The sequence below is a fragment of the Enterococcus sp. DIV1314a genome (genome assembly GCF_051713805.1).
Classification (GTDB): Bacteria; Bacillota; Bacilli; order Lactobacillales; family Enterococcaceae; genus Enterococcus_I; species Enterococcus_I aquimarinus.
Genome location: NZ_JBIOQP010000001.1, coordinates 1,781,000 through 1,807,711, shown reverse-complemented (window position 1 = coordinate 1,807,711; position 26,712 = coordinate 1,781,000). Strand labels below are relative to the sequence as shown.

Annotated in this window: 26 protein-coding genes and 1 other RNA gene; 9 read left to right on the top strand and 18 right to left on the bottom strand. The window is 38.9% G+C overall.

Going from position 1 to position 26,712, the window contains the following annotated elements:
• The first annotated feature begins 69 nt into the window (after positions 1-69).
• From IGI68_RS08535 to IGI68_RS08520, 4 genes are all read left to right on the top strand, one after another.
• On the top strand, positions 70-825 hold the full coding sequence (locus IGI68_RS08535; protein WP_438732236.1) for a threonine/serine exporter family protein: 756 nt from the start codon (positions 70-72) through the stop codon (positions 823-825).
• Positions 825-1,262: a threonine/serine exporter family protein gene (locus tag IGI68_RS08530; RefSeq protein ID WP_071875571.1), complete on the top strand. Its 438-nt coding sequence runs from the start codon at positions 825-827 to the stop codon at positions 1,260-1,262. The genes IGI68_RS08535 and IGI68_RS08530 overlap by 1 nt, the downstream gene beginning before the upstream one ends.
• A 100-nt stretch (positions 1,263-1,362) precedes the next feature.
• A complete protein-coding gene (locus tag IGI68_RS08525) occupies positions 1,363-1,956 on the top strand; it encodes a TVP38/TMEM64 family protein (RefSeq protein WP_438732234.1) in 594 nt (197 codons plus the stop codon).
• A 75-nt stretch (positions 1,957-2,031) separates the two neighbouring features.
• A complete protein-coding gene (locus IGI68_RS08520) occupies positions 2,032-2,352 on the top strand; it encodes a glycerophosphoryl diester phosphodiesterase membrane domain-containing protein (protein WP_438732232.1) in 321 nt (106 codons plus the stop codon).
• Between the two features lie 159 nt (positions 2,353-2,511).
• Here IGI68_RS08520 and IGI68_RS08515 read toward each other — a convergent pair whose 3' ends face one another.
• Positions 2,512-3,606 carry an IS30 family transposase gene (locus IGI68_RS08515; protein ID WP_438729333.1) on the bottom strand — a complete coding sequence of 365 codons (1,095 nt, stop codon included), beginning with the start codon at positions 3,604-3,606 and terminating at the stop codon, positions 2,512-2,514.
• A 118-nt stretch (positions 3,607-3,724) separates the two neighbouring features.
• Between IGI68_RS08515 and IGI68_RS08510 the strand changes: the two genes are divergently transcribed.
• Complete coding sequence (locus tag IGI68_RS08510; protein ID WP_438733255.1) at positions 3,725-5,230, top strand: glycerophosphoryl diester phosphodiesterase membrane domain-containing protein; 1,506 nt, start codon at positions 3,725-3,727, stop codon at positions 5,228-5,230.
• A gap of 106 nt (positions 5,231-5,336) precedes the next feature.
• On the top strand, positions 5,337-6,335 hold the full coding sequence (locus IGI68_RS08505) for a YeiH family protein (protein WP_438733253.1): 999 nt from the start codon (positions 5,337-5,339) through the stop codon (positions 6,333-6,335).
• Positions 6,336-6,467: 132 nt separating this feature from the next.
• Here the strand turns inward: IGI68_RS08505 and IGI68_RS08500 are convergent, their stop codons facing one another.
• Together IGI68_RS08500 and gdhA are read right to left on the bottom strand one after the other, a co-directional pair.
• Positions 6,468-7,814 (bottom strand): glucose-6-phosphate isomerase, encoded by a 1,347-nt coding sequence (locus IGI68_RS08500; protein WP_273230241.1) that lies wholly within the window; start codon positions 7,812-7,814, stop codon positions 6,468-6,470.
• An 82-nt stretch (positions 7,815-7,896) separates the two neighbouring features.
• Positions 7,897-9,246, bottom strand: a complete 1,350-nt coding sequence (gene gdhA / locus IGI68_RS08495; RefSeq protein ID WP_438732229.1) for an NADP-specific glutamate dehydrogenase — start codon at positions 9,244-9,246, stop codon at positions 7,897-7,899.
• Positions 9,247-9,382: 136 nt separating this feature from the next.
• On the opposite strand from gdhA, the gene IGI68_RS08490 reads away from it, so the two are divergent.
• Positions 9,383-10,648, top strand: a complete 1,266-nt coding sequence (locus tag IGI68_RS08490; RefSeq protein ID WP_071875576.1) for an NAD(P)/FAD-dependent oxidoreductase — start codon at positions 9,383-9,385, stop codon at positions 10,646-10,648.
• A 151-nt stretch (positions 10,649-10,799) separates the two neighbouring features.
• Here the strand turns inward: IGI68_RS08490 and ybaK are convergent, their stop codons facing one another.
• From ybaK to IGI68_RS08475, 3 genes are read right to left on the bottom strand one after another with little or no spacing between them, the layout of a single operon-like run.
• Positions 10,800-11,285, bottom strand: a complete 486-nt coding sequence (ybaK, locus tag IGI68_RS08485) for a Cys-tRNA(Pro) deacylase (RefSeq protein ID WP_438732227.1) — start codon at positions 11,283-11,285, stop codon at positions 10,800-10,802.
• A 15-nt stretch (positions 11,286-11,300) separates the two neighbouring features.
• Positions 11,301-12,041, bottom strand: a complete 741-nt coding sequence (gene aroD / locus IGI68_RS08480) for a type I 3-dehydroquinate dehydratase (protein ID WP_438732225.1) — start codon at positions 12,039-12,041, stop codon at positions 11,301-11,303.
• A 15-nt stretch (positions 12,042-12,056) separates the two neighbouring features.
• Positions 12,057-13,223 (bottom strand): class I SAM-dependent rRNA methyltransferase, encoded by a 1,167-nt coding sequence (locus IGI68_RS08475; protein ID WP_071875579.1) that lies wholly within the window; start codon positions 13,221-13,223, stop codon positions 12,057-12,059.
• A gap of 243 nt (positions 13,224-13,466) precedes the next feature.
• On the opposite strand from IGI68_RS08475, the gene IGI68_RS08470 reads away from it, so the two are divergent.
• Both IGI68_RS08470 and IGI68_RS08465 read left to right on the top strand, forming a co-directional pair.
• A complete protein-coding gene (locus IGI68_RS08470) occupies positions 13,467-15,626 on the top strand; it encodes an LTA synthase family protein (protein WP_071875580.1) in 2,160 nt (719 codons plus the stop codon).
• Positions 15,627-15,744: 118 nt separating this feature from the next.
• Positions 15,745-16,440, top strand: coding sequence for a hypothetical protein (locus IGI68_RS08465; protein WP_071875581.1), 696 nt, complete (start codon positions 15,745-15,747; stop codon positions 16,438-16,440).
• A 44-nt stretch (positions 16,441-16,484) separates the two neighbouring features.
• On the opposite strand, the gene IGI68_RS08460 is transcribed toward IGI68_RS08465, so the two are convergent.
• From IGI68_RS08460 to IGI68_RS08405, 12 genes are all read right to left on the bottom strand, one after another.
• Positions 16,485-17,948, bottom strand: a complete 1,464-nt coding sequence (locus IGI68_RS08460) for a sensor histidine kinase (RefSeq protein ID WP_071875582.1) — start codon at positions 17,946-17,948, stop codon at positions 16,485-16,487.
• On the bottom strand, positions 17,948-18,664 hold the full coding sequence (locus IGI68_RS08455) for a response regulator transcription factor (protein WP_071875583.1): 717 nt from the start codon (positions 18,662-18,664) through the stop codon (positions 17,948-17,950). The genes IGI68_RS08460 and IGI68_RS08455 overlap by 1 nt, the downstream gene beginning before the upstream one ends.
• Positions 18,665-18,981: 317 nt before the next feature.
• Positions 18,982-19,344: a transfer-messenger RNA gene (gene ssrA / locus IGI68_RS08450) on the bottom strand.
• Positions 19,345-19,487: 143 nt separating this feature from the next.
• Positions 19,488-20,456 (bottom strand): CehA/McbA family metallohydrolase, encoded by a 969-nt coding sequence (locus IGI68_RS08445; protein ID WP_438732221.1) that lies wholly within the window; start codon positions 20,454-20,456, stop codon positions 19,488-19,490.
• Entirely contained in the window at positions 20,453-20,908 is a 456-nt protein-coding gene (locus tag IGI68_RS08440) for a hypothetical protein (RefSeq protein WP_273229478.1), read from the bottom strand. Before IGI68_RS08440 ends, IGI68_RS08445 begins: the two co-directional genes overlap by 4 nt.
• A gap of 43 nt (positions 20,909-20,951) precedes the next feature.
• Complete coding sequence (locus tag IGI68_RS08435) at positions 20,952-21,851, bottom strand: ABC transporter permease (protein WP_084131413.1); 900 nt, start codon at positions 21,849-21,851, stop codon at positions 20,952-20,954.
• Positions 21,848-23,011: an extracellular solute-binding protein gene (locus IGI68_RS08430; RefSeq protein ID WP_438732218.1), complete on the bottom strand. Its 1,164-nt coding sequence runs from the start codon at positions 23,009-23,011 to the stop codon at positions 21,848-21,850. The genes IGI68_RS08435 and IGI68_RS08430 overlap by 4 nt, the downstream gene beginning before the upstream one ends.
• Positions 23,012-23,023: 12 nt before the next feature.
• Positions 23,024-23,953 (bottom strand): ABC transporter ATP-binding protein, encoded by a 930-nt coding sequence (locus tag IGI68_RS08425; protein ID WP_438732216.1) that lies wholly within the window; start codon positions 23,951-23,953, stop codon positions 23,024-23,026.
• Between the two features lie 62 nt (positions 23,954-24,015).
• The gene (locus tag IGI68_RS08420) at positions 24,016-24,852 is read right to left on the bottom strand and encodes an ABC transporter permease (protein WP_438732214.1); all 837 of its coding nucleotides are present in this window, start codon (positions 24,850-24,852) and stop codon (positions 24,016-24,018) included.
• On the bottom strand, positions 24,849-25,496 hold the full coding sequence (locus tag IGI68_RS08415) for a glycerophosphodiester phosphodiesterase (protein ID WP_438732212.1): 648 nt from the start codon (positions 25,494-25,496) through the stop codon (positions 24,849-24,851). Before IGI68_RS08415 ends, IGI68_RS08420 begins: the two co-directional genes overlap by 4 nt.
• A gap of 245 nt (positions 25,497-25,741) precedes the next feature.
• Positions 25,742-26,206 carry a GNAT family N-acetyltransferase gene (locus IGI68_RS08410; protein WP_071875590.1) on the bottom strand — a complete coding sequence of 155 codons (465 nt, stop codon included), beginning with the start codon at positions 26,204-26,206 and terminating at the stop codon, positions 25,742-25,744.
• Between the two features lie 12 nt (positions 26,207-26,218).
• A complete protein-coding gene (locus IGI68_RS08405; RefSeq protein ID WP_438732210.1) occupies positions 26,219-26,692 on the bottom strand; it encodes a GAF domain-containing protein in 474 nt (157 codons plus the stop codon).
• Positions 26,693-26,712: the final 20 nt, after the last annotated feature.

The window sequence follows — 26,712 nt, the reverse complement described above, 5'->3', positions numbered from 1 at the left end:
TTCTTGTCGCCTTTCCGATAAAAAGGTAAACTGAACGTATTCTATTTTACATCAAAGGAGGCGTACTTTGTGAGTACCGAAAATCGATTATTAGAAACGTGTCTTCTTGCAGGAAAAATTATGATGGAAAGTGGTTCTGAAGTCTATCGCGTAGAAGACACGATGAATCGGATTGCCTTGAGTGGTGGTCGGTCCGACAGTGTCAGTTACGTCACCGCTACCGGAATTTTCATTAGTTTAAAAGATAGTCATCAAACACAAATCGAAAATGTGAGCGAGCGCTCGATTAATTTGGAGAAAATCGTAGCCGTTAATCAACTCTCGCGAGATTTTTCAGCAAAAGTGATTACATTAGATGAGTTATCGCACGCTTTAAAAATCATTGATGAAAAACATATCGATTTTCCCCTATGGCTAAAAACTCTTAGTGCAGGAATCGTCAGTAGTACCTTAATGTATCTTTTTGGAGGAGGCTGGTTTGATTTTATCGCCACTTTTGGGATTGGCTGTTTCGGTTACTTATTGAAACATTATGTTCGCGTGTATTCTAAAACTTCTTACTTAGATTATTTTATCGCCTCATTAGGAATTGGGATTATGGCGATTTTAGCGGTTCATTATCATATAGCGCAATCAGTCGACCATTTAATCATTGGTTCTGTGATGCCCTTAGTGCCAGGTGTTGCCATCACGACTTCTTTTCGGGATATTTTAGCCGGTCATATGATCAGTGGCTTAGTGCGCGGAACCGAAGCCATTATTGTGGCAATCGCAATTGGTGTAGGGATTGCCACTGCCTTGATGACGGTAGGAGGAATGTTATAATGTTGATTCAATTTTTATTTAGTTTCTTAAGTACTATCGCTTTTGGTGTCATTACCAACGTCCCTCGTCGCACGTTGCTGGCAAGCGGTGTGACAGGTGCCCTGGGTTGGATGATTTATATTTTGCTAAAACAAGCGAACTTTCCTTTAGGTTTTGCTAATTTTGTTGCTGCTTTCATGATTGGGTGTGCCAGTATTTTCTTTTCACGTCAAAAGAAAATCCCGATGTTGATTTTTATTGTCCCTAGTTTAGTGCCCCTTGTTCCTGGAGGTCCTGCTTATTTAGCGGTCCGTGAGATTGTCTTAGAAAATCTCAGCCAAGGTATTCATTATATGACGGTTGTTGTTGTGACAGCTGGCGCAATTGCCGCAGGTTTTGTGATGACTAGCCTCGTAGAAAAAATCGTAGTGAATTGGGAAAATTTCCAAAAAAAATAAGAGAATGATAATTTTTTTTAAATCCGTCTCAAGTCGCATGACATTCTGATGGCTTCCTTGGTATACTAAAATCAAATGTTGCATTAAAGGAGTGGACTGCATGAATGTCACAACATCTAGAAGAATCATAAATTGGATTTCCATTATTGGAATGGGTTTTTCAGTCGCCTTAGCGATTTACTTTTTCAACCTTGGACTCTTTGATGATTTAAATGCTTTACAAAATCTAGTTGGAGGGTCATTGATTGTCGGACCACTTATTTTTATCAGTCTCCAAATTCTTCAAGTGGTCTTTCCGATTATTCCAGGAGGCGTTTCAACCGCTGCTGGGGTCTTCATGTTTGGTCCTGTTGCCGGATTCTTTTATAATTATATTGGCATTACAATAGGCTCCATGATTGTTTTCTTACTCGGACGCTACTATGGCAAACCTTTTGTCTTGAGTTTTATCAGTGAAAAACAATATGCTAAGTATGTTTCCTATCTCGATAATCAAAGTCGTTTTAACAAAATCTTTGCTTTAGCAATCTTCTTCCCACTTGCGCCAGACGATGCGTTATGCTTAATGGCCGGTTTGACAGACATGTCTTTTAAAAAGTTTAGTTGGATTATTCTATTAGGTAAACCGGCGTCTATCTTTATCTATAGTTTATTGCTCGTTTATGGCACGAATTTTATTACTCAATTTATGTAACATCACTAAAACACTTTGAAGAAAGCATTTTTCAAAGTGTTTTTCTATACTTCTTATTAGAATCGAGGGATTTTCATGCTTCCTATGTTAAAAGAAAACACAAGCCAATTGATCGGTTTTTTAAAGCAGACGACAAGATACTTCCGTGATGTCTTATTGATGCACGGACTGTTGTTATTTATAATCATTCCTCTCTTAAGTAATGGGACAAAATTGCTATTTCAACTCGCTGATATCCCTTCCTTTACGCTTGAACTTTTCTATCCTTTTATTTTCCAACATCCTTTTATCACTTTTAGCTTAATCATGATTTTACTAAGCGTTGTGGTTCTGATTTATTTTGAATTTACTTTTTTACTATTAAGTTTATATTTTATTTGTAAATTTCAAGTTTAAATTAGCCACCCTTGGTGACTAAAAAATTCTGTACCACTATTGATCGATTGTTATGAAAGGTAGTGAATCCTTGATAATGAGCTGAGGTATGGTAATCTGCCGATGGGATGGCCTCAGGTCAGCTCCCAGACAACAAGCCATGCCGAGGAAGGCTCGTTGTCAAGGGTTCACGGGTAAATCCGCTAATCGCTCTTGTTTGAATGCATGGGCGAACATATCATATGGTGTCGCGTATCCCAAAATTTTCCGAGGATAACCGTTCATCCAACGTTGGATTCGCAAAATATGTTTCTCGCTCACCTCACTAATTGGGCTACCCTTCGGGATAAAACGGCGGATCAACTTGTGTTGGTTTTCACTCGTCCCGCGTTCCCAAGAAGCATAGGGGTGACTGAAATAAACATCTGCCACATTCTGCAAGACTTCGTGTAACCCGGCAAACTCTGAGCCATTATCTGAGGTGACGGTTTTAAATAGCTGGTCAAAGGCATCACCAGCCCTCTCCTTCAGGCTGTGTATTGCTTGATCCACCGATTGAGCATCTTTCCCAGCCAATTTCAGTATGACTTCAAAGCGTGTCTGCCGTTCTGCTAGTGTCAGTAATACGGCATCCGATTTGGTTTTGTTTCCTATGACTGTATCGATTTCCCAGTGTCCGAAAGTTTCTCGGGTTTCAATTTCTTTAGGGCGTTCTTCAATTGATTTTCCGAGAATACGCTTGTTAGAACGATAGCTAGAACGAACCGTTTTGATTTTACGCGACAGTTTTTCGAGCAAATCAATATTCTTTGTTTTCATGATGCCCCGGTCAATCCATTGATAGAGTGTGGTTGTACCAGGAATGATGGGAAAATCGAATAGCTTATGTTTTCTGGCAAATCCGACTACGATGTCCGGTGACCATTTTTCATTTAACATTTTGTCATCTGCCCAGTCAATGAAAGCATCTGTTTTAGCCCATTTGGGGCGTCTACCACAATTCAGTCGTTGCTTTTCATAGAAGGCTTGTCCTGCGTCAGCATCATAAACAGAATAGTAAGTCTCATAGACTTTTCCATTTTGTATTTGGCGTTTTAGTTGGGTGATGGTCCCGCGACTAATCTCATTATTTATTGTTTGTGGAACACGCCCTAGGACTTTGGCGATCTGACGGTTGGAGTAGCTTTCTTTTTTCAAAATGGCAATTTGACAACGTTCTGAGTAGGAGAGATGTTTTCCCTTGCGTAAATTTGTGTTACTATAGGTTTGCGTCATGTGAAATCATCCTTGTCTATTGTTAGTTAGTGGTAACTTCAATATAACATGGAATTCACGTGGCGTTTTTTTTTATTTCAAATGGCTAAGTTAATTATATAATCCACCTTTATATTTTATTAAAAAAGAGCAGCCCATTAGCTTAAAGCAGCTTTTATCTTTGACCTTCATGCAAATCAAAAAATTACGTCCAGCAGTCATTCTTTTTTTCCTTTTTTATTTTTTCTTAGTCCTACCTCTTGGTGGATTTTCATTGCATTCAGAGTTGTTAGCGAAAATAAAACTCCCGGCATTCATCATTGATTTTATTTTTATCAATCGGTTGTTTGTCATCATACTATATTTGATGATTTATCTGTTATTGAGTTACATCGCGTTAAGGCTGACGTTTACATTACCGGCAATGATCTTATTGAATGCCTCATTACGACAAGCCATTCGTCATAGTCTCCTCTTAACACGCAAAAACTTTTGGAAAATCATCTCCCAGCTTGTTTTTATTACCATCGGGATTACCTTTCTTACGTCAGTCTCTTTTTCCCTCGTTTTAGGCATACAGCGGCTAATCGAACTATTTTTCCCTTCTAAAGCACTGCCTTTTGCCGTCGTCAGTTTATTAGCTTTACAACTAATTTATGTTATCAATCTCGTCTTATCCACGATTATCATTTTTTATCTCATCATCGAATGGCTGGATCGTGAAAATTATTTATTTCCTTTGCCATCGATGAATGCTTTATTCAAGAATCCAGACACAAAACGGCGGATGAGACTAAAATGGCCTTACGTGACACCATTCATTCTAATGTCAATGATCATTCTTTTGCATTACAATTATACGTACTTAACGAATGTGTCAAGTCAACCCATTGTCACGATTTCGCATCGCGGTGTCTCTCAAGCCAACGGTGTCCAAAATTCAATTGAAGCATTGCGCGCTACTAGTCAATACTATCAACCAGATTTTATCGAAATGGATATTCAAATGACGAAAGATCAGCAATTTGTCGTTTTTCATGATTTTAACTTACGATCGTTAACTGGACTGAATCAAATCGTCGAAGAAAGTACGTTGAGTGAGATTTTGCCGCTAACGGTGCGTGAAAATGACCAACAAGCAGCAATCCCCACCTTTGATGCATACTTAGAACAAGCGAAAATGAATCAGCAAAAGTTGTTGATTGAAATCAAAACGCAACGAAAAGATGAAGCGGTGATTGTGCAGCAATTTTTACAACAATACAAAACGCGTATTCTGGAAGAGGGACATCTTATTCAGGCACTCTCGCTTGGATTGGTCGAAACGTTTAAAAACGAAGCACCTGAATTAACAATCGGCTATATTATTCCTTTTCATTTTGTCGGACTGCCCGTTTCACAAGCTGATTTTTTTATGATGGAATATAGTACGCTTAACCGCAGCTTTATTGACGCGGCACATAACGAAGGAAAGTTTGTTTTCACCTGGACTCCGAATCAAACTGAAACGATGGAACGCATGATGTTCTATGGTGTCGAAGGGATTGTGACGGATCGGATGGATTTATTAACTGCTCAAAAAAGGCTGCCTGAGACGATGAGCTACGCAGACAAATTGGCTTATTTCTTAATTGGGATTGGATAATTCTACGCATTCTTCCATTGCAATCTCACTAAAAATGATTAATAATAGTGAAGTTAGTTTTTATTTAAATGGAGGTGTCTTTTTGAATACTGATCTATTGATCCAAATGACGAAAAAAATACCTGTCTTACCGGGTTTAATTCTTGCCATTACCGTAGCTGGTTTTGCTAAATTTCTAGCGATTTTTTTGCCGCAACTCGGTGGGGCGACAATTGCGATTTTATTGGGTATTTTTCTCGGAAATGTTTTTTTTAAGCAGTCCTATTTACAAATTGGGACAAAATACGCTGAAAGTCGCTTGCTTGAATTTTCGGTCGTGCTCTTAGGTTTAACCGTAACCTTTCAAACCATCGCTGAAATGGGTGTTCAAGGGATTCTTTATATCGCTTTAATCATGACTGGAACGATTGTCTTTGCCTATTATATCGGCTTAAAATTAGGATTTAATCAACAGATGTCCTTATTAATGTCCGGCGGTAATGCGGTTTGTGGTTCTTCTGCGATTGCCGCAATTGCTCCGTCGATTCACGCGAAAGAAGAAGAAAAAGGACAAATCATTACTTTAGTCAATTTACTCGGGACTGTCATGATGTTAACTTTGCCTTTTCTAGCAAATGGTCTCTTTGGTGATAACGTGCTTGCAAAAAGTGCGCTCATCGGAGGAACCTTGCAATCAGTGGGGCAAGTCGTCGCTGGCGCAAGTTTAATTGATGAGCAAGTCTTAAAATATGCGATGCTTTTTAAAATTATCCGGATTATGGCTTTAGCACTCGTTGTTTACGTCTTCGGACAAATAGCAAAAAAAGGGAATCTGGCGGACGCTGACGTGCAGGTTGTGAAAAAGAAAGCTCCCTTACCTTGGTATGTAGTCGGGTTTTTAATTTTTTGTCTTTTAAATAGCCTAATCGTTCTCCCACCTATTTTTGTGGATAGCGCAAAATGGCTTAGTTCTTGGTTTGAAACAACGGCTCTCGCTGCAATTGGTCTGCGACTTAATTTAGTGAAATTTATCCAAGAGGGACCTCGATTCTTAATCTACGGGTTGTCGGTTGGGACTTTTCAAACAATCGCAGCTGTCATTCTTATTTTTCTCTTTTTTAGTTAATTCATCAAAACGAACACTCGAGAAAGATTTTTTGGCTTGAGTGTTCGTTTTTCTTTTGAATCATGGAACGAACCAAAAAAAGCACTCAATAAATGAGTGCTTTTTTTGTGACGATTTGGTTAACGTGTTCGTTTATAGACGTTCGTTTAATTCTTTTGCTAATTCTTCAAATCCAGGTTTGCCAAGTAAAGCAAACATGTTTGCTTTGTAAGCTTCTACTCCTGGTTGGTCAAATGGATTCACGCCATTTAAGTAACCTGAAATTCCAACCGCAATTTCAAAGAAGTACACAAGGTAACCTAACGTGAAAGCATCCATTTCTGGTAATTTCACTAAGAAGTTTGGTACATTACCATCTGTGTGAGCCAAGAGTGTTCCTTCGAACGCTTTGGTATTCACAAAATCAATGTCTTTTCCTTCTAAATAGCCTAAGCCATCTAAATCGGCATCTTGTACAGGGATTGCCAATGATTTGCGAGGTTTTTCAACTTTAAGCACCGTCTCAAAGACATTGCGTTGACCATCTTGAATCGTTTGACCGATTGAGTGTAAGTCAGTTGAGAAGTTCGCGCTTGATGGATAGATTCCTTTTTGGTCTTTTCCTTCTGATTCACCGAAGAGTTGTTTCCACCACTCAGAGAAATATTGCATGCCTGGTTCGTAATTCACTAAAATTTCGATTGCTTTTCCTTTACGGTATAAAATATTACGAAGTGCCGCATATTGGTAAGCGCCATTTTTCGTTAAGTCAGGATCAGTGTATGCTACCTGAGCTTCAGCTGCACCCGCCATTAACGCGTCAATATCCGCCCCACTTACCGCAATTGGTAATAATCCTACTGGTGTTAAGACTGTAAAGCGTCCACCTACATCATCTGGAATCACAAATGTTTCCCAGCCTTCAGCATCGGCTTCGACTTTGACTGCCCCTTTCGCACGGTCAGTTGTCGCATAAATACGTTTGTTCGCTTCTGCCTGACCATATTTTTTAATTAATAATTCTTTAAAGACACGAAACGCAATCGCAGGCTCTGTTGTTGTTCCTGATTTTGAAATCACGTTCACAGAAAAATCACGATCGCCAATTAGTTCAATTAAATCAGCCAAGTAAGTTGAAGAAATTGAATTTCCGGCAAAAAGGATTTGCGGTGTTTGACGCGCTTCTTTTGGTAGTTCATTGTAAAATGAATGTTGTAAAAACTCAATTGCTGCACGCGCACCAAGGTATGAACCACCAATTCCGATAACAACTAACACTTCTGAATCTGCTTGGATTTTTTTTGCGGCTGCTTTAATGCGGGCAAACTCATCTTTGTCATAATTTGTTGGTAAATCAATCCAACCAACGAAATCATTCCCAGGACCTGTTTTTTCACGCAATGCTTTATCCGCTGCTGTTACTTGTGTTTGCATGTAAGCTAATTCATGATCTTGCACAAATGTTGATACTTTTGAATAATCAAATTGAATATGTGACATTCAATATCCCCCTTAACGCTCAATATTTTCACTACAATACTACTTTACTTTTTTTAGCGGAAATTATCAAGTAGAAGTTGGATTAGACCAGTCCTTGAATGACCATCGCTTCGGCCACTCGCTTAAAGCCAGCAATATTGGCACCTAGCATAAAATTGTTTTCTGCTTGATGTTCTTTGGCTGTATCACGACAGTTCTCATAAATATTTTTCATAATTTTATCTAATTCTTTATCAACTTTCTCTGTTTCCCATTGCAAACGTTGCGAATTTTGACTCATCTCTAAAGCAGAAACCGCTACGCCTCCTGCATTCGCCGCTTTACCAGGACAATAATACAGACCTTCCTCAATAAAATAATCGGCTGCTTCAAGAGAACTTGGCATGTTCGCTCCCTCAGCCACGATTCTCACGCCATTTTTTACTAACACTTTTGCTTGATCCAAGCCAATTTCGTTTTGCGTTGCACACGGGAAAGCTAACTCAGCAGCGACTTCAAAGTCCCATACCGTCTCGCCTGGAAAATACTTCGCGTTTGGCCGTGCTTTGACGTATTCCGTTAAGCGTTCGCGACGAACTTCTTTAATATCTTTTAATAGCGCTAAATCGATACCTTCTTCGTCATAGATAAAGCCAGAAGAATCCGAACAAGTGACAGGTAACGCGCCTAATTGATATAATTTTTCAATACAATAGGTCGCCACATTCCCACTACCAGAAACCATCGCCACTTTTTGATGGAAATCTTCATTCAAGTCGTTTAATAAATGTTTAACAAAATAAACAACGCCATAGCCTGTCGCCTCCGCGCGGCCTTTACTACCCCAAAACTCTAGTGGTTTACCCGTTAAGACACCCGCGTCATATTGTTTGATGCGTTTGTAAGTGCCGTAGAGGTAACCAATTTCACGTTTTCCTACACCAATGTCACCAGCAGGAATATCGGTGTTGGGGCCAATATATTTTGAGAGCTCTAACATAAAACTTTGACAAAAACGCATGATTTCTCCGTCAGATTTCCCTTTCGGATCAAAGTCACTTCCGCCTTTTCCGCCACCAATTGGTAGGCCAGTTAAGGCATTTTTAAAGATTTGCTCAAAGGCTAAAAATTTTAAAATACTAAGATTAACCGACGGATGGAAACGCAGACCGCCTTTATAAGGTCCTAAGGCAGAATTAAATTGAATGCGGTAGCCGCGATTGACTTGCCAATTGCCTTGGTCATCTTGCCACGGTACTCGGAATTGAATCACTCGTTCTGGTTCAGTGATGAGCGAAACAAGGTTTTGTGCAGCGTACTCTGGGTGATTTTCTAAAAAAGGAATGATCGTTGGTAAAAATTCATCGATTGCTTGTAAAAATTCGGTCTCGTGTGAATTTCTTTGATGAATTTTTTCTTGAACATTTTTAGCGTATTCTGATGCGTTTGTCATGAAAGTCCCCCCTTAATTTGGTAGTATGATTTTATCAGATAATTAGAAAATTTTCATTCATTATTACTGAAATTAATGAAAAAATTTTTAATTTTCACATTTTTTGCTTAAATAACTAGAAATTCGAGGTGTTCATATGGAAAAATCTTACGATGTCATCGTTGTTGGTGGCGGTACAAGTGGCATGATGGCAGCAATCGCCGCTGCTGAAGCTGGTGCGAAGGTTTTAATGATTGAAAAGAATAAACGATTTGGAAAAAAATTATTAATGACCGGTGGCGGTCGCTGTAATGTGACAAATAATCGGGATGTAGATGATTTGATTCGACATATTCCTGGAAATGGAAAATTTCTTCACAGCACTTTCTCACAATTTAACAATTTTGATGTGATGGCTTTTTTTGCCGAACAAGGTGTCGCCTTAAAAGAAGAAGATCACGGCAGAATGTTCCCAGTAACCGATAAGTCTATGACGATTGTCGAAGCACTTGTCAATCGGATGAAAACGCTCGGTGTCACTTTTGCCATGCAAACAACGGTTCAAAAATTACTGCGCGACGACAATCATATTACAGGCGTTGAAACAGAATTTGAGAACTTTTACGCGCCTTGTGTGGTCTTAACAACGGGGGGGCGGACGTATCCTTCGACGGGATCTACGGGTGATGGCTATCGCTTAGCTAAAAAAGTCGGCCACACCATCAGTCCCCTCTACGCGACTGAATCCGCCTTGCTATCAGATGAACCCTATATTATCGATAAAACGCTCCAAGGGATTTCGTTGCGCGATATTGTCTTACGCATTGAAGATGACAATGGAAAAATGGTCACTGAGCATAAAATGGACTTACTTTTCACCCATTTTGGTATTTCCGGTCCTGCAGCACTTCGCTGTTCTTCTTTTGTCAATCAATTACTCGAAAAACAAGAAAATGTTTCGGCCGTTTTAGATTGTTTCCCTGACGTATCAGAAGCCGATCTTTTGAAAAAATTAAACGAAGCGCTTCAGGATACCAAAAAAAACGTTAAAAATGCTTTAGCTTCATTTTTACCAGAACGACTCCTAACTTTTTATCTTGATCGGTTAGGACTGACCGATTGCCCTAGTCAACAATTGTCGCAAGAGCAAGTAGAAAGTATCCGTCACCTCTTCAAACACTTTACCATTAAGATTCATAAAACGTTGCCCCTTGAAAAGTCATTTGTGACAGGTGGCGGTATTCACTTAAAAGAAATTAATCCAAAAACGATGGAAAGTAAATGTTTGCCAGGCTTATTCTTCGCTGGAGAATTAATTGATATCAATGGCTATACCGGTGGCTTTAATATTACGGCCGCTTTTTGTACCGGACATAGCGCCGGCGTCCATGCGGCGCAAACCGCCAGTTACTTTTCCTACTAGGAATCTTTTATGAGCAGTCTTCCTACATAGAGAGACTGCTCACGATAAACAGTAAGGTTGCTTCACTCAAATAATGATTTGAACGGCACGCTTTACGATGCAAAAAAACCTTAGGATCAGTATCTCTGGCTCCTAAGGTTTTTCGCATTTTTTAGACAATTGTTCCGACGATTGCCTTGGTCAAACGGATTAATGCTTGGGGCGCTAGTCCCATCTGTATGCCCCGACGCCCTGCTGAGACAATCATTTCATCCCAGATTTCTATACTTAAGTCAAGATATGTAGGGAATTGCTTTTTCATTCCTACAGGTGAACAACCACCTCGGATATAGCCAGTCGTTTTTTCGAGTTCCGTTAAATGGAGTAGCTCCACTTTTTTATTTCCACTCAGTTTTGCTAATTTTTTTAAATCTGCTTCTTGATTACTTGGAATGACTGCCACGATTGGACCCGTGACGTTTCCTACAAAAAGCAATGTCTTAAAGATTTGTGCTTCTTTTTTTTCGTGCAATTGATCGGCGACATGATTCGCACTGACCGCGTCTTCTGACCAAGTATAATGATACAGTGTATACGGAATTTTTTGCTGCTCAACGATTCTTAGTGCATTCGTTTTACTTTCTTTCTTTTTTGCCATTTCGAATAATTCCTCCTATGAATAAGCAAGGATCTCCAGCGTTTGAGCGAGCTGTTCGACTGGAATTTGCCCTGGAGCCGACGCTTCTCCGATAGCACCAAAAGTCAAAACAGACCCGGTGACGGCGCCGCTCACCCGACTAATCTTGCCTAACTCGCCCATTGACATTGTAATGAGTGGCAGCTGATTAAAGCCTCTTGCTTTCGTAATTAATCCCATGAGCCGTAAGACATCATTCAAGTCTTGAGGCATCGTGGCAATTTTGCCGATATCGGCGCCCATTTGATTCATCACACCGATTTGAAAAATCAATGTCGCGTCATCAGGTGTTTTCTCAAAATCATGACTACTTAAAATAACGATAATCGAAGCGGCTTTCATTTCTTGAATCAGGGATCGTCCGAGAAATTCGATTCGTTTTAATTCAATATCCACCATATCGACCATTCCTGTTGGCGCAATCGTTTGATAAAGTGTTTTATATGCTGCTAAGGAGATCGCTTTTTCGCCACCTTCTTCTAACGTACGAAAAGTAAAAAGGAGTAATTGATCGACCAATTGCGCTTTAATCGCAGCTAAAGTAGCGCAGACTTTTTCAAGATCATCGCTCTCTTCAAAATAATCAACCCGCCATTCTACGACGTCTACCGGTGATTGATTAATGAGCTCTACTTGTTGTAAAAGAGCTTCTTGATTAGTAGCAGTTAATGAGACACATATTTTTGGCTTACCGTTTATTTGTTCTAATCTTTTCATTTAAAGTTCGCCCCTTTATTTTTTGACTTCATAACAATAAACTTTTAGATAATCCCCTTCTGGGAAAGTAGCCACCGTAGCAAAATCGCTTGGTAGGGAATAGTGCTTGATTTTTTGATAATGCACCTCTTTTTTAGCAAAGGCTTTTTCAATCATTTGTTGAAACTGGCGCGGTGAAACATTCGCAGCATTTGTTGAGGCGATGATGATCCCTTCGTCGGTCAATAGATCGACACTATCTTCAATTAACTCGCCGTAGTTTTTTGCGACACTAAACGTTTTCTTCTTATTTCGTGCAAAACTTGGTGGATCTAAGATAATGACTTCAAACGTTAATTCCTTGCGTTTGGCATATTTAAAGTATTCAAACGTATCCATGACATGAATTTGTTGTGTATCCGGATCAATACCATTCACTTCAAATTGTTCGCGTGTTTTTGGAACACTACGCTTGGCTAAATCGACACTCGTGGTTTTCGCTGCGCCGCCCATCACTGCTGCAACCGAAAAAGCACCAGTGTAACTAAACATATTTAAAACCGTTTTTCCACTCGCTAGTCCATCCACAAGTGATCCGCGGACTTCTTTTTGATCTAAGAAAATGCCGGTCATTAAGCCTTCATTCAAATAGGTCGCATACGTCACGCCATTTTCTTGAATGAGTGTAGGTTCTGCCGCTGTTTCACCATAAAGGTGTAGACTTTCGGGGTAGTCTCCTTCAAAGCGAATTTTTTCATACGCGCCTTTGATTTCAGGGAATGCTTGCTGAAAGGCTGCAACAATCGAAGGCTTCTTTTGGTATAACGTTTCGTTGTACCATGAAAACACAGCATGTTCGAGGTATAAATCAATAATTAACCCTCCTAGACCATCTCCTTCGCCATTAAATAAACGAAAAGCACTTGTCAGAGGATCTAAATAATACGGTTGTCGTTTCTTTTTTGCTTGTTCAAAAAGCGCTTGAAAAAAAGAATCATCAATCGGCGTTTTTTCGCGTGTGAGCACCCAACCAATCCCTTTATTTTGTTTTCCTAGATACCCAGTGCCGACGTACTCTCCTTGTGGATTCATCAGTTCTACCCAATCATTGGACCATTTGGGGTTCACAAGATCTTCCAACTGAATCAAAGGATACCCTTGCTTGATCTTTTTACTGCCATTTAATGTGAGTTGTATTTTCATAATTTCCCTACTTTTCAAATATTCTTTCTTGTTTTATTTCATCTTAACATAGCTTTTCCTCTTCGGATAGTTGCGAGTGAAAAGTTCAAGTAAAATTGAGATAAACATTGATTCATAAAGAAATAATTAAGATTCAATGGCATTTATTTGTGCATTAGTTGACAGTCATTTCGAGGATGAGTAGAATGATTAGTGTAGATTGAAATAAGTTTCATTATATTTCAAGAAAGTGAGGACTGTTTTTTGAAAAACTTAAAAATATCCAAATATCTAGACACACGCTTAGGATTCTTTAGTCTGTTAGCGGTCTTGTTTTGGCTAAAAAATATTTTCGCCTATTTTACCGCCTTTAATTTAGGGATTGAAAGCCCCTTTCAATATTTTATTTTATTGATTAATCCGATTGCCACGACTCTTTTCTTACTTGCAATTGCATTATACGTGCGACGAACCAAAACGTTTTACGTTACCATTATGCTGATTTATTTCATCATGAGTTTACTGCTATTTGCAAACGTCGTGTATTATCGTGAGTTCACGGATTTCATCACGATTAATACTATTTTAGGCGCAGGAAAAGTTTCAAGTGGTTTAGGAAGTAGTGCTTTGAAACTTTTTGATCCTTTAGACGCTGTTTATTTAATCGATTTCTTTGTTTTACTCTACGCGCTAGGGCGTCGGAAAATTAAACAAGATGAAACTGCGATTAAAGGACGTTTCGCTTTTGCGATGTCAATGTTGGCGGTCGTAATTTTCTCAGGAAATCTTTTCTTAGCAGAAACGGATCGTTCAGGTCTATTAACAAGAACATTTTCTCGAGACTATCTCGTAAAATATCTGGGAATCAATGCTTTTACCGGTTATGATGCGATTCAAACGTATAACACCAACCAAGTCCGAGCAGAAGCAAGTCCCAATGACATGAAAGAAGTCGAAGAATACGTCAAGGAACACCACGCGGCAGCAAATCCAGAAACATTTGGGATTGCTAAAGGAAAAAATGTCATCTATATTCATTTAGAAAGTGTGCAACAATTTTTAATTGACTACAAATTAGTCGATGAACTTGGCGTAGAACATGAAGTAATGCCTTTTATTAACTCATTGTATCATTCTGATAGTACCTTTAGTTTTGACAATTTTTTCCATCAAGTAAAAGCTGGTAAAACGAGTGATGCTGAAACGTTACTCGAAACGTCTCTTTTTGGATTGAATCAAGGAGCGTTCTTTGCTCAATTAGGTGGTAAAAATACGTTTGAAGCAGCACCTAACATTTTAGCTCAAGAAGCTGGCTATTCAAGCGCCGTCTTCCACGGGAACTCTAAAACGTTTTGGAATCGTAACATTACTTACACGCATTTTGGCTATGAAAACTTCTTCGATGCTTCTTACTATGATGTAAACGAAGAGAATTCTTTCCAATATGGCTTACACGATAAACCATTTTTCGAACAATCGATTCCTTATCTTGAACGATTGCAACAACCGTTTTACACAAAATTCTTAGCCGTTTCCAATCACTATCCTTATGCTGAATTTACAGATGAAGAAGCCGGCTTCCCAATGGCCACTACTTCAGATAATACGATCAATGGCTACTTTGCAACAGCAAATTACTTAGATACAGCCGTTGAAGAATTCTTTAACTATCTCAAAGCCTCTGGTCTCTATGAAAACTCGGTAATTGTTCTTTATGGTGATCATTACGGTATTTCGAATGGTCGCAATCAAACCTTATCAGAACTCGTAGGGAAATCAAGTGATACATGGACTGACTATGACAATGCACAAATGCAACGAGTCCCTTACATGATTCATATTCCTGGCCAAACAAACGGCGGCATTAATCATACGTATGGCGGTCAAGTTGATGCCTTACCAACGCTGTTACACTTGTTAGGCATTGATACACAAAAATACATTCAATTAGGACAAGATTTATTTTCAGAAGAGCATGAAGAACTCGTTGCTTTTAGAGATGGTTCTTTTATGACACCTGATTATACTTTTTACGGTGGTGTCTTGTATGACAATACAACCGGTGAAATAGCTGAAGAGTTATCCGAAGATGAACAAGCTAAAATCGATGGCTACCAAGAACGTGTCAATCGTCAACTAGGCGTTTCTGACCAAATTAATAATGGTGATTTACTTCGATTTTATACCGGTAGCGGGCTTGAACCGATTGATCCCGAAAGTTTTAATTATAAAGATAGTTTGACGCGCTTAGTATCGCTCGAACAAGCGTTGGGTAATGACTCGACTTCACTTTATTCTCAACATAAGCAACAATCAACGGTTGAACTCTATCAGTCAAAATCCTATCAAGAATATGTTGCCCCAAATGAAGCACAAGATACTGAAGTAACCCCTTCTTCTGAAGTTGTTGCTCCAGCAAAATAAGATCAAAAGCGAATTCCCTTGAATAAAATCAAAGGAATTCGCTTTTTCTTTAACTGTCCTTCATAATTAATTCAAACCTTTTCTTTATATTTAATGTCAGAGAAGGTGATTCGTACAAATGATGACGCATGCAGTAACTAGTCTTAAAAAACACATCATTTATAACTGCTTGTTTTTCTTACTACTAATAGTTCTTTTTACGACGCTTTATTTAAATAATACCTTAATTTTATCCTTAGCAACCTTAGAAACCCAACCACTGATTTCAGATTCTTTTCTCGCCTTTTTAACCAAACTCAATCAACGCTATTTAGCCTTTTACCAAGTCATGATATTCGTGATAGTTGTATTAGTATCGCTCTTTTGTTTCGGAAAAACAGCCTATCGAAAACAAGAAATACAACAAACAATCAAATCAGGTATCTCTCCTTTTGCTCTCATCTGGAGCCACCTGATTGAGAGTTTCCTGATTTTTTCTTCTTTGCTTGTTCTGTTTTTTATTTTTATCTTACTCTTCCAAGTCTTTCTCGAAAAAATAGTGATTCATTTTCATGTTGTCATGACGGAGTCGATTCAAGGATTTCCTTATGAGTTAGAGAAAATTATGAAAACCGATAGCACGGACCCCTTTGTTATTCGCATCACTAACACGAAACAAGTCTTTGAATACTTATTATATCTTTCTGAAGAAGGCTGGTCCCGTCTTTTCTTGATTGCCTATGTACAAACGACGACAGTGATTGGCGCTTGTCTTATCAGTAGCCATGTATGTTTCTCTTGGTTTTATATTTATTGGCAAAAGAAAAAATCTTAGAATGGCACAATGCCGGTTCTAAGATTTTTTTTTGGTATTCGTAACTAATCCGTTTCTTGACATTCAGTATTAGGAAAAGCAATCCGAAAAGTAGTTCCTTTCCCAAGTTCGCTAGTCACATCAATATGACCTTTATGCAAACGAACAAGTTGCTGGACAATTGGTAAGCCTAAACCAGATTCACCGAATTTGCGATTTTTACGCGATGGATCGACTTTGTAATAACGATCCCAAATATTCTTTAATTCTTCCTCTGCCATCCCTATTCCCGTGTCAGAAATAGAAATCACCGTTTCCAACTCTTCTTTTTCAATTTTCACTCGAATCTCGCCATTTTCCGTAAATTGAATCGCATTTTGTAAAATGTTGACCATGATTTGTACAAAACGATCATAATCGGCAAAAATATCAATTTCTTCTTGTGTTTCTAAAAGAAGTTGATTGTGCGAAACTTCCGCTTTGCTTTCCAACTGCGCAAGCAACTGTCTCATCGTCTCCGTGGCATTGAATTTTTTAATCACCATTGAAATTTGATTGGTTCGAATTTTTTCATAATCTAAATTCTCACTCACTAAACGAATTAAACGTTCTGTTTCATTTTTCATGAGACGAATGGCATTATCTTTTTGGCTTTCTGGAATCATCTGGTGCTCCATTCCTTCTAACAAGCCATTAATCGTCGTCAGTGGTGTCCGCATTTCATGGGAAGCATCTGCCATAAATTGACGTCGTCTTTCTTCTTGGCGGTCAATTTCTTCATTTGATTCTTTGAGTGAAATGGTCATTTTATTAAAATCTTCTGCGAGTTCATCAAACTCATCGCGATGATGAACGGGTAAGATACTATCAAAGTTCCCATTTGCGACCGCTTTTGTCGCTTTTTTCATGCGATTAATCCGCCGAACTTGGAACGTCGCAAACGCATAACTAATCACGATCGCCAAAATTCCAGACAAAGCAAAGCCCTTTAATAAGTTGACACTAAACTCACTAACGACTGCATTAATATTTTGGGCAGGTTGCGTCACAATTAAGGCCCCATAAAATTCCCGATTTAAATTAAAGGGCACTAGGGCATAAGCGGTTGCCTCCTTGTCGCCAAAAATATTTTTATTGGACGTCAGTTGTTGCTGTTGACCATTTTTTAGTTGCTTCCACGATTCACTCGGCAACTCGAATTTAATCGGACGCTCATTGGTTGCTGGATAGGTCACTTCGCCTAAATTATTTACAAAGACAAAATTTACTCCTTGTTGATTGAGCATCGTTTCTGAAATGGTCAACGCTCGGTGAATATTCAAGTCCCATTCATGCGCACTGGTTGCATTCGAACTCTCATTCAAATCAGAAGTAACTTTACTGACTGCCGTTGCATAGCCAAATAACTGACGGTAATTACTCGTCTCAAGTGATTGCTTTGTAAACTGGGTAAAGGCAATACCTGACGTCATCAAGGTCATAAATATGACAAACAAAAAAGCTAACAGCTGTTGATATAAATAGCGCATCAGGCAACACCTGAATCATCAAATTTATACCCGACACCCCAGACAGTCTGAATCACTTGCGGTCCCACTTTTTCAATTTTTTGACGTAATTTTTTGATATGCGCATCAACCGTTCGTTCATCGCCGAAGTATTGATAGTCCCATACGAGTTCTAATAACTGCTCACGAGAAAAGACTTGTCGTGGTTTTTTTGCTAACGTATACAATAAATCAAACTCTTTAGGTGTCAGTCCTTCAATCGCCTGTCCATTCAAATACGCTTCTCGCGTTTTCGTATTCATTTGAAAATGCTTCGTTTCGATATCAAACTCTTTATTTTCATTTTTTGATGGTTGAGCCACTTCTAGAATTTCACTCCGGCGATATAAAGCTTTCATACGCGCGATTAACGTCAGTGGGCTAAAGGGTTTCGTCACATAGTCATCCGCTCCCATTTCAAGACCGATGACTTGATCACTTTCTGAGTCACGCGCTGTTAACATAATAATCGGGACAACTTGCGAAACTTTCCGAATTTCACGTGCGACAAGCATTCCATCCATACTCGGTAAATTCAAATCAAGCGTGATCATATCCCATGCTGTTGGATCGGCTAAAAAGGCGTCTAGCCCTTCTTTCCCATCAAATTTAAACGTCGCATCCCATCCTTCATTCAAAAAAAACATTTGCATCATTTCCGAAACGGATTCATTATCTTCAATCATTAATATTTTCATTCAAACACCTCATCTATTAGGTTTTCTACCTTCTATTTAGTATACTCGAATTTACTCGTTCTACCAAGTTCTTCTCAAATAATTTAGACTTTATTTGCTTTTCCTTCACATTTTATTTGAAAGATGAGATTTGTTAGAACACATCCATAGACTATTGAAGTATAGACGGATATTCGATGAATCAGTCGTGTCAGTTTTTGTTTTGATGTATTGTTGAGGTGACATGTGCAGTAAAAACAACATTTCCGAGAAAAAAAAAGTGTATAAACGTTGTTTTAACAACATTTATACACTTTCATCCATCTTAGGAAAACCTAGTATGGAGACGGCGGGAGTTGAACCCGCGTCCAAACATATCGCTACCTAAAAGTCTACGCTCATAGTCAGTTCAATTAGAATTTCGCTTGGAAACTTGCCGAATGACAGGCCAATCTCTTCGCTAGTCTGATTATCTCTTCTGTGCTTTCCAGACGGAAAAGACACAGCGTATCCCACTTAATTAGGACCCTGATCTGGCACATGGGTGATGACAGGAGGATCTACGCTAACTGTTTTTAGGCAGCTAAAGCGTAAGAGTTATTATTGTTTGCAGTTATATTAACTGTAACGTTTTAACGTAGACGTAACCTACGGAGCGCAATTCAGGCTCAAACTATGCCTGTCGAATCCGTAACGTCCCCTTCATAAAAGGAAATTACTGGTACCAAAAGAGTATAACATAAAATAACTTTTGTGAAAAGCGATTTGATCAATAATGGTCAACAAATACGGACACAACTCTCTGGCTTGACAAGCATTTTGTAACATGCAGTTTTCGATTCAACTATGCTTTTCCAATGTAAAAAGGATTACTGATGACAAGACGCTTGTTTGAATGACCTTTCCCGCGACCAAATATTTCGATGCGTAAATAACCAGGTACTAGTTCTAAAGACAACTCTTTTTCAATCCCTTCCTCGATGGTTTCACAAGCAATGATTTGATCATTTTGCCATACCACAAGATACTCGCCGACAAAGTTAAATGCCTTTAATTTTGCCTGCTCTGTCGGTTCAAGTGTTATCTTTAACGTGCTGTCGCCCACACGTAGTTCATCGCCCATCACATACGTCTTCCCTGCTTGTTTCATGCTTAAATGGATCTTAGGACCTAAGGTGATATAGTAATTTCCTTTTTTTAAGTTCGCAAGTAACGCATCAGCATGACCCACACTTGCTCCTACATAGGTCAGCGCCGTCGTATCGCTCTCGTCTTCTTGGCGGTGCCAATCCCGACCAGCACTACAAGAAATTCGAAAGCCTTGATTTAATAAATCCACCCACATCTCATAAGCTTGTTGGCTACGAAAGTCTTCATCTGGATTGAGACGATTCCACACTTCAATAAAATCAATTAAGCCATAATCTTGGACATGAAAATCCCAATGACATCCGGTGCATATTGGACTTCCAATCGAAAATGGATGTGCGATTCCTGTCAGGCCACCTGCTGCCTTGATTTCTTCTAAAGAGGAATCAATCGTTTCAATCGTCGCCTTTCGCCAATCCACTACTTTTCGTGCACCAATAACGAGTAAATGCCCGAAAAAGGTCGTCCATTCCATTCCCGAAAGAATCACTAATTCGTTCGAGTCCCACGTTTTGGCCTCTTCTAACGGTGCCGTCGTATTATGATCTGTGATCACAATGGCATCATATCCAAACGCGAGCGCTGCATCTAATAATTCATGTGTTGTAAAATCCCCATCACTATGTTTAGTATGGGCGTGTAATTCGGTTAAATAATACTTCATGCCATTTCCTCTCCACTCACCCTCATCGTTACCGCAACATCCGAACGGACACTATGTAAATTTAGTTGTATCTCCCACTGTCCGGCTGTAATAGCACACGGTAGAAATCCCTCACTGCTTTCTTTTTCCGAAAGATAAATCACTTGTGCCGGCGCTTTATGGTGACGACACCCCACATAGTTTTCTTCTTGTGCGATTGAAATCGTCAATAAATTGATTAATGGTAAAAACGTTTCAACTTTAGGTAACTCTCCTGGAAAATAGCGTGGTAAAGCTTCTGCGATCCACTTTCTCGCTTGGATATCGGGGACAATTTGTGGATCATACCCCCACTCAATTGTGAGCGATTGATAGGATTTCTCTAAGAAGAGTGGCACTTTCACGTGCGTTTGATGGTCCATCGTCGTGAATATGATTTGTTTTTGCAACAATGGTATGATATTTCCTGCCATCGTCCCCCTCCATTCGCTTTTTCTTTTTGCCATTCTACTGTTCTTATCTTTTTTGCTTCAAATTACTCATAATATAAAACGTTGCTGCAACAGAACAAATTAAAAACATGATCACCGATAAGGCGGCTGTTCGTTCATAATCCATGTAGCTATTAAATTGATCATACAACGCAATCCCTAACATTTTAGGATGGTTTCCTCCCATTAAAAAAGGCGTTGTAAATGACCCCACATTCCCCATGAAGACAAAAGTCATGGCGACTAAGATTTCTTTATACGTCATGGGTATGATAATTTTTTGTAAAATCACCAAATTACTAGCGCCAATATCTCGGGCTGCCTCGATGGAAGAACGTTTGACATTGGAGAGACTCGCTAAAATAATGAGGGAGACAAATGGGATATTGAACCAAAGATTCATCAAGATAATCCCTATCTCATTAAATAACCAGCCTGGTTTAAAATCATAGCCAAAAAGTTTGCTGATCCGATTAAGAACACCGGAATCGCGAATAATCATCATCACCGAATACACCGCGACTAGCCCAGGAATAAAGCGTGGAACCAAATTTAATGTACTCATGATTCGACTAAATCTTGAGTTGCTGAAACGAATATAAAGGGCCAAACCATAACCGAAAAACAAGGCTAAAACAACGGTGATAAGCACAATTTTCAAAGTATAGATTAAATTGCTTTGTTGAATCGGGTCCATTAAGAAATAACGGTAATTTGCCCAAGTAAAGGCGTTGGTTTCACTATCTTGAAAGCTTCGCACAACCGTTGTAAAAATGGGATAAACAATAAAGAGTAAGACTACGCTAAAGGCGGGAAATAATAAAACATACGGTAAGAGCACTTTTTTAATGGTTGCGAAACGCCATTTTTTCGTCCGTTGTTGTACTTGCTCGTTTTCTTGTATCAACGCTTCTTTACTAATCATTGTCCCATCGTTCCAATCGTTTGATCCCATTCCTCATTCAACTCATTCGCTAATGTCCCTAAACTACTTGTCCGGAAAGAATCAATTTTTAAATCTTTTAAATAGATAGAGTTATCTGAAGAAATCAACGAGCTGTCAATTACTGGGATTGCCGCCATTGTATCGAGTAAAATTTGTTGCGCTTGCGTCGTTAACATAAAATCCATGACTGCTTGTGCCCCATCAATGTTTGAACCAATACTTGGAATCGCTAAACCATCCACATTGCCTGTAAATCCTGGTTCCACTTGAGTCATTTTAATATTTTCAGGCAACGTGCCATTGGCTAAGTTAGTAATCACCATATCGGCCCAAGCTGGAATCATATCGACTTCTTGATTAATCAATAAATCTAACGTTCCTTGGTTTTTATTGGGATAAATCGTTTGCCCACCGGTTTGATACATAGAAGAATGCAACGACTTTAAACGTTCAAATCCTTTTGACCACTCTGCTTTCCATTTTGCATCACTCGAAGTCAATGCTTCTTCTGGCAATTCATTGTATAAGACGGTCTGAACAAAGGAACTTCCTGCACCTCCAGATCCCGGAGTATTGTAGGCAAAGCGTCCTGGATTATCTTCAATCCACTGGTAGAGTTCCGCTGCTGTTTCAGGAACCGATGAAACATTCTCCGAATTGTAGGCAAGTACAACCGTCGTACCTCGATAAGGGACCAAGACGCCTTCACCACTCGAAACTTTTGTTTGAACGTTCGCTAAATTAGGAATCTGTGTTTCCTCATAAGGAACAAAAATATCTTCTCCGCCTTCTTGTAAATAAACGCCTACTTCCGCATCGGAAACTAAAATGAGATCGTAATCCGTATTTGACTCCCCCGCTTTTTTCGCAGCAATAATCCGATCTGATAAACTTTGAGACCCTGAGCCGGACATAATAAATTCTAACTTTAACTGATACTCCTCTCCTTTTTCACTCGCATTAAAAGCTTTCACAATTTGTTCCATTCCAACTTTGACATTATCCGAACCTCCCGCCCATAACGTAACCGTTTGTTGCGCTTCTTCACTGGCATCTCCTTGTTGACCACAAGCAGATAATGCTCCGAGTGTGATTGTTGCCATTGTGCCTACGAATAAGCATTTTTTCCATTGATTCATTGTCTTTTCCTCCTAGTAAACCTTAAATTTATTAATCGTAAAGTACAGTGATTCTTGTTTTTCATATTTTTTCGCTTCTTCTTTATTTAAATAGAGTTTTAATGACTGCTCACCATGTGCTAAATAAAGAATGGAATAGTGGCCTGCATTCATAATTTCTTGAACAGTCCCTTGATAGTCGCCATTTGACGAAGATAACGCCATATCTTCTGGTCGAAACGCTTTGACTTTGCCATCATGGGTGGGTAAAAAGTTCATTTCGCCAATAAACGAAGCCGTGTAGCGATTAATTGGATTTTCATAAATTTCAGCCGGTGTGTCTACTTGTGCGATTTTTCCTTTTTCCATCACGACAATCCGATCAGATAACGACATCGCTTCTTCTTGATCATGTGTCACAAAAACCACTGTAACATTCGTTTGTGCTTGAATCCGTTTCAATTCTTCGCGCATTTGTTGGCGAATTTTGGCATCTAATGCGGAATAAGGCTCATCCATTAACAACACTGCGGGCTCCAAAATCAGTGAACGACCGATAGCAATCCGCTGTTGTTGGCCTCCTGATAATTCACTTGGATACTTCTTCTCAATATTTGGTAATTTCAGTAGGTCTAACATCTCATGAACTCGTTGCTTTATTTCTTGTTTGGGATATTTCCGTAATTTTAATCCAAAGGCTAAATTTTCATAAACTGTCATATGATTCCAAAGATTATATCCTTGAAAAACCATACTGGTAGGACGTTTTTCGGGTGGCAAAGCTGTCACCTCTTGTCCATCAATGTAAATCCTTCCTTGATCTAGCGCTTGAAATCCACCTAAACACCGTAAAATAGTACTTTTCCCACATCCAGAAGGACCGAGTAAGGTTAAAATTTCACCTGCTTGAATCATCAAATCAATATTCTGAATGCCATCACCATTTTCATAAACTTTTGACATATTCCTAATCTCTACTTTTACTTTACTCAACGTTTTCCTGCTCCTTTATTGATTATTTTCGATTACATCGATATTCCACCTGAAAATATTTCTTTGCCAAATATCTTTTGACATCCCCACAACAAGAGAATCGTTGGAATGACAAGTAATATTGAAAAGACTGCACCAGCCATTGGTGGGTAATCCAAAATAATGCCATACATCGAAGTCGCCATTGTTTTGATTTCCGGAAAACCAACTAATAACGTTCCTTGCGCTTCTTCTAATGATCCTAAAAATGTATACATCCCCGATACAGCGATACCTGGAACTGCTGCGGGCATCGTAATCTGCATGAAGGTACGAATCGGTCCTGCTCCCATGTCACGAGCTGCCTCTTCTTGCTGAATTGGGATACTTTGAAAGGAACTAGATGGAATCCAAATCATAAAAATCATGGTATTTAAAATATGGACAATAATAACGCCGGCCAACGTTCCCATTAATTGAAACTTGTAAAACAAAATACCTAACGCGGTATACAACCCAATTTTAGGAAAGGCATTCGAGAGCAAAAAAGAGAAGAGAAAGAATCGCTTGCCTTTAAACTCAAACCGCGCCAGTGCATATGCAGCCGGTAAACAAATAATCATCGATAAAATGGTGGTAAATAAGGCAATCAAAAACGAAGAGAAAATCGATTGTAATAAATTATCTTGCGAAAGAATATACTGCCACCACTGAAAGCCAAACTTAGTCGGAATCACATGCGGTACTTGATATTGCTCCGCAAAAGCTAACATTAAGGTGTTCATTAAAGGCCCATAAAAAAAGAGAATAAAAAGAGAAAAAATCAGTGTTTCAAAAAAAAACTTCTTACCAAAACTACGATAGATTCGCCTTGGTTGTAAATATTTCATCTAAAAACCTCCTGTTGATTCAGATATTCCATTGCCCTTCTGGTTGTCACATTAAAAATGCCTTGGTCCTGATAGCGACGAATGTCGGCTAGATCATCGACTGTCCATAATGAGAAAGATAATTCCAATTCGTTGCCTTTTCTTGCTAAGCGTTCGGTGTAAAAGAGATGTGAGAGGTTAATCACTCGTGCTCCTTGTTGTCCTAACCATTCTAATTTCTCACACGCGTCGTCTTCTTCCCACATAGGTGACTGTCCTTGGTGACCGACAAAATTTTCAAGATTTATTAATAATTGTTCCGGCCAGTTTTTTAAATAGTTGAGGGATACGTTGCCACTTAAATAAATCTGTGACCACTGATTATTTTTTTGAGCTAACTGATAGACTTTTTGTTCAAGATTGGCTTCTTTCAAATCACAATTAAGCTTTATCGTGGTCCCTTCGAGTATCAATAATAGCTCCGACAACCGTACATACTCTTTTTTTTCGAGTGCATCATGACTTAGCACCAACTCTCCTTGAGGATTGCATCGAACGTCCACTTCAATCACATCGATTCCTTTTTTATCCTTAAAAAAATTGGCAAAGGCCAGACTATTCTCTGGCGTCTGATCACTTCCTGAATGCGCCGTTAAGTACATCACTTATTAACCACCTTCTTTCACTAACAAAGTATAAGGTCGGTTTATTAACTTTAGACAGATATTGTGTAAAGTAAGTGTAAACCAAAGATAATTTCTGTAAATTTTTCAAAAAATGATTTCATTCAAAAAAAAAAAGAAAAGACCGCTAAGTCTTTTCTTTTTTGAAGTGGCCAAACTGTCAGGCTCACGATTTATTTTGTTCGATTGCTACTAAGATCTGCATTGGATTATCACCACAAACGGAATTATCTTCTGATTTTTTCATAAAGAAATGATTTACTGCCATTTGGGTACTCTTTTTCGCCTACTTTTGCAAAATCGAGTTTTTCATAAAAAGCATGATTACGAGTAGAATATGCCGGTGTTTCTAGGAACCAGGGACGATGACCAAAGTGTTCTTCGATTTTTTTCCACGTTTTTGTCCCCAGCCCTTGGTTGATAAACAAAGGGAACAAGCAAAAATACTGTACTTCCCATTTTTGCGAATCGATCGTCAGAAAACCAGCGATTTCCCCCTGATATGAGATCAGCCATGTTTGACTCGTAGAATCGGTTAATATTTTGGTGGCTAATGAACCATCTGAATAACCTTCTGGCCCATCTGTCGCATCCTTCCCAAAATAAAAGGCCGTATCATAATTAAATGAAGCTGTCATAATTTCGGTAATTTTTTCTTGTTCTTCGATTGTCGCTTCGATTAATTCAATCATTATTTATCCTCTTTATTCTGGTAAAATTGACAATAAGATTTCTACATAACGTTCTAAAAATTCTTGATCGATTTCATCATAACTCGCTTTATTACCACTATCGATATCGAGCACACCAATTAACTGACCGTTCTTCACCATTGGCACCACAATTTCGGATTGAGCAGCAGCATCACATGAAATATAGTTTTGATGCGTCGTCACGTCATCGACAATCAGTGTTATTTGTTTTTCGGCCGATTCGCCACAGACACCTTTTCCTAACGCGATGCGTGTACAAGAAACACGTCCTTGAAACGGTCCTAAGATGAGTTCCCCGTCTTCAAATAAATAATAACCAGCAAAAACTGTTTCTTTTAATGTTTCATTTAGTAACGCAGAGGAATTACTTAAACTGGCAATCCAATTTGTTTCCATTTCAAGTAGCCCTTGCTGTTGCAGTAACAATAGCTCATAGGCTGCTCTTTTTTCTTCTTTATTCCACATATTTATTCCTCTTTCCTTCT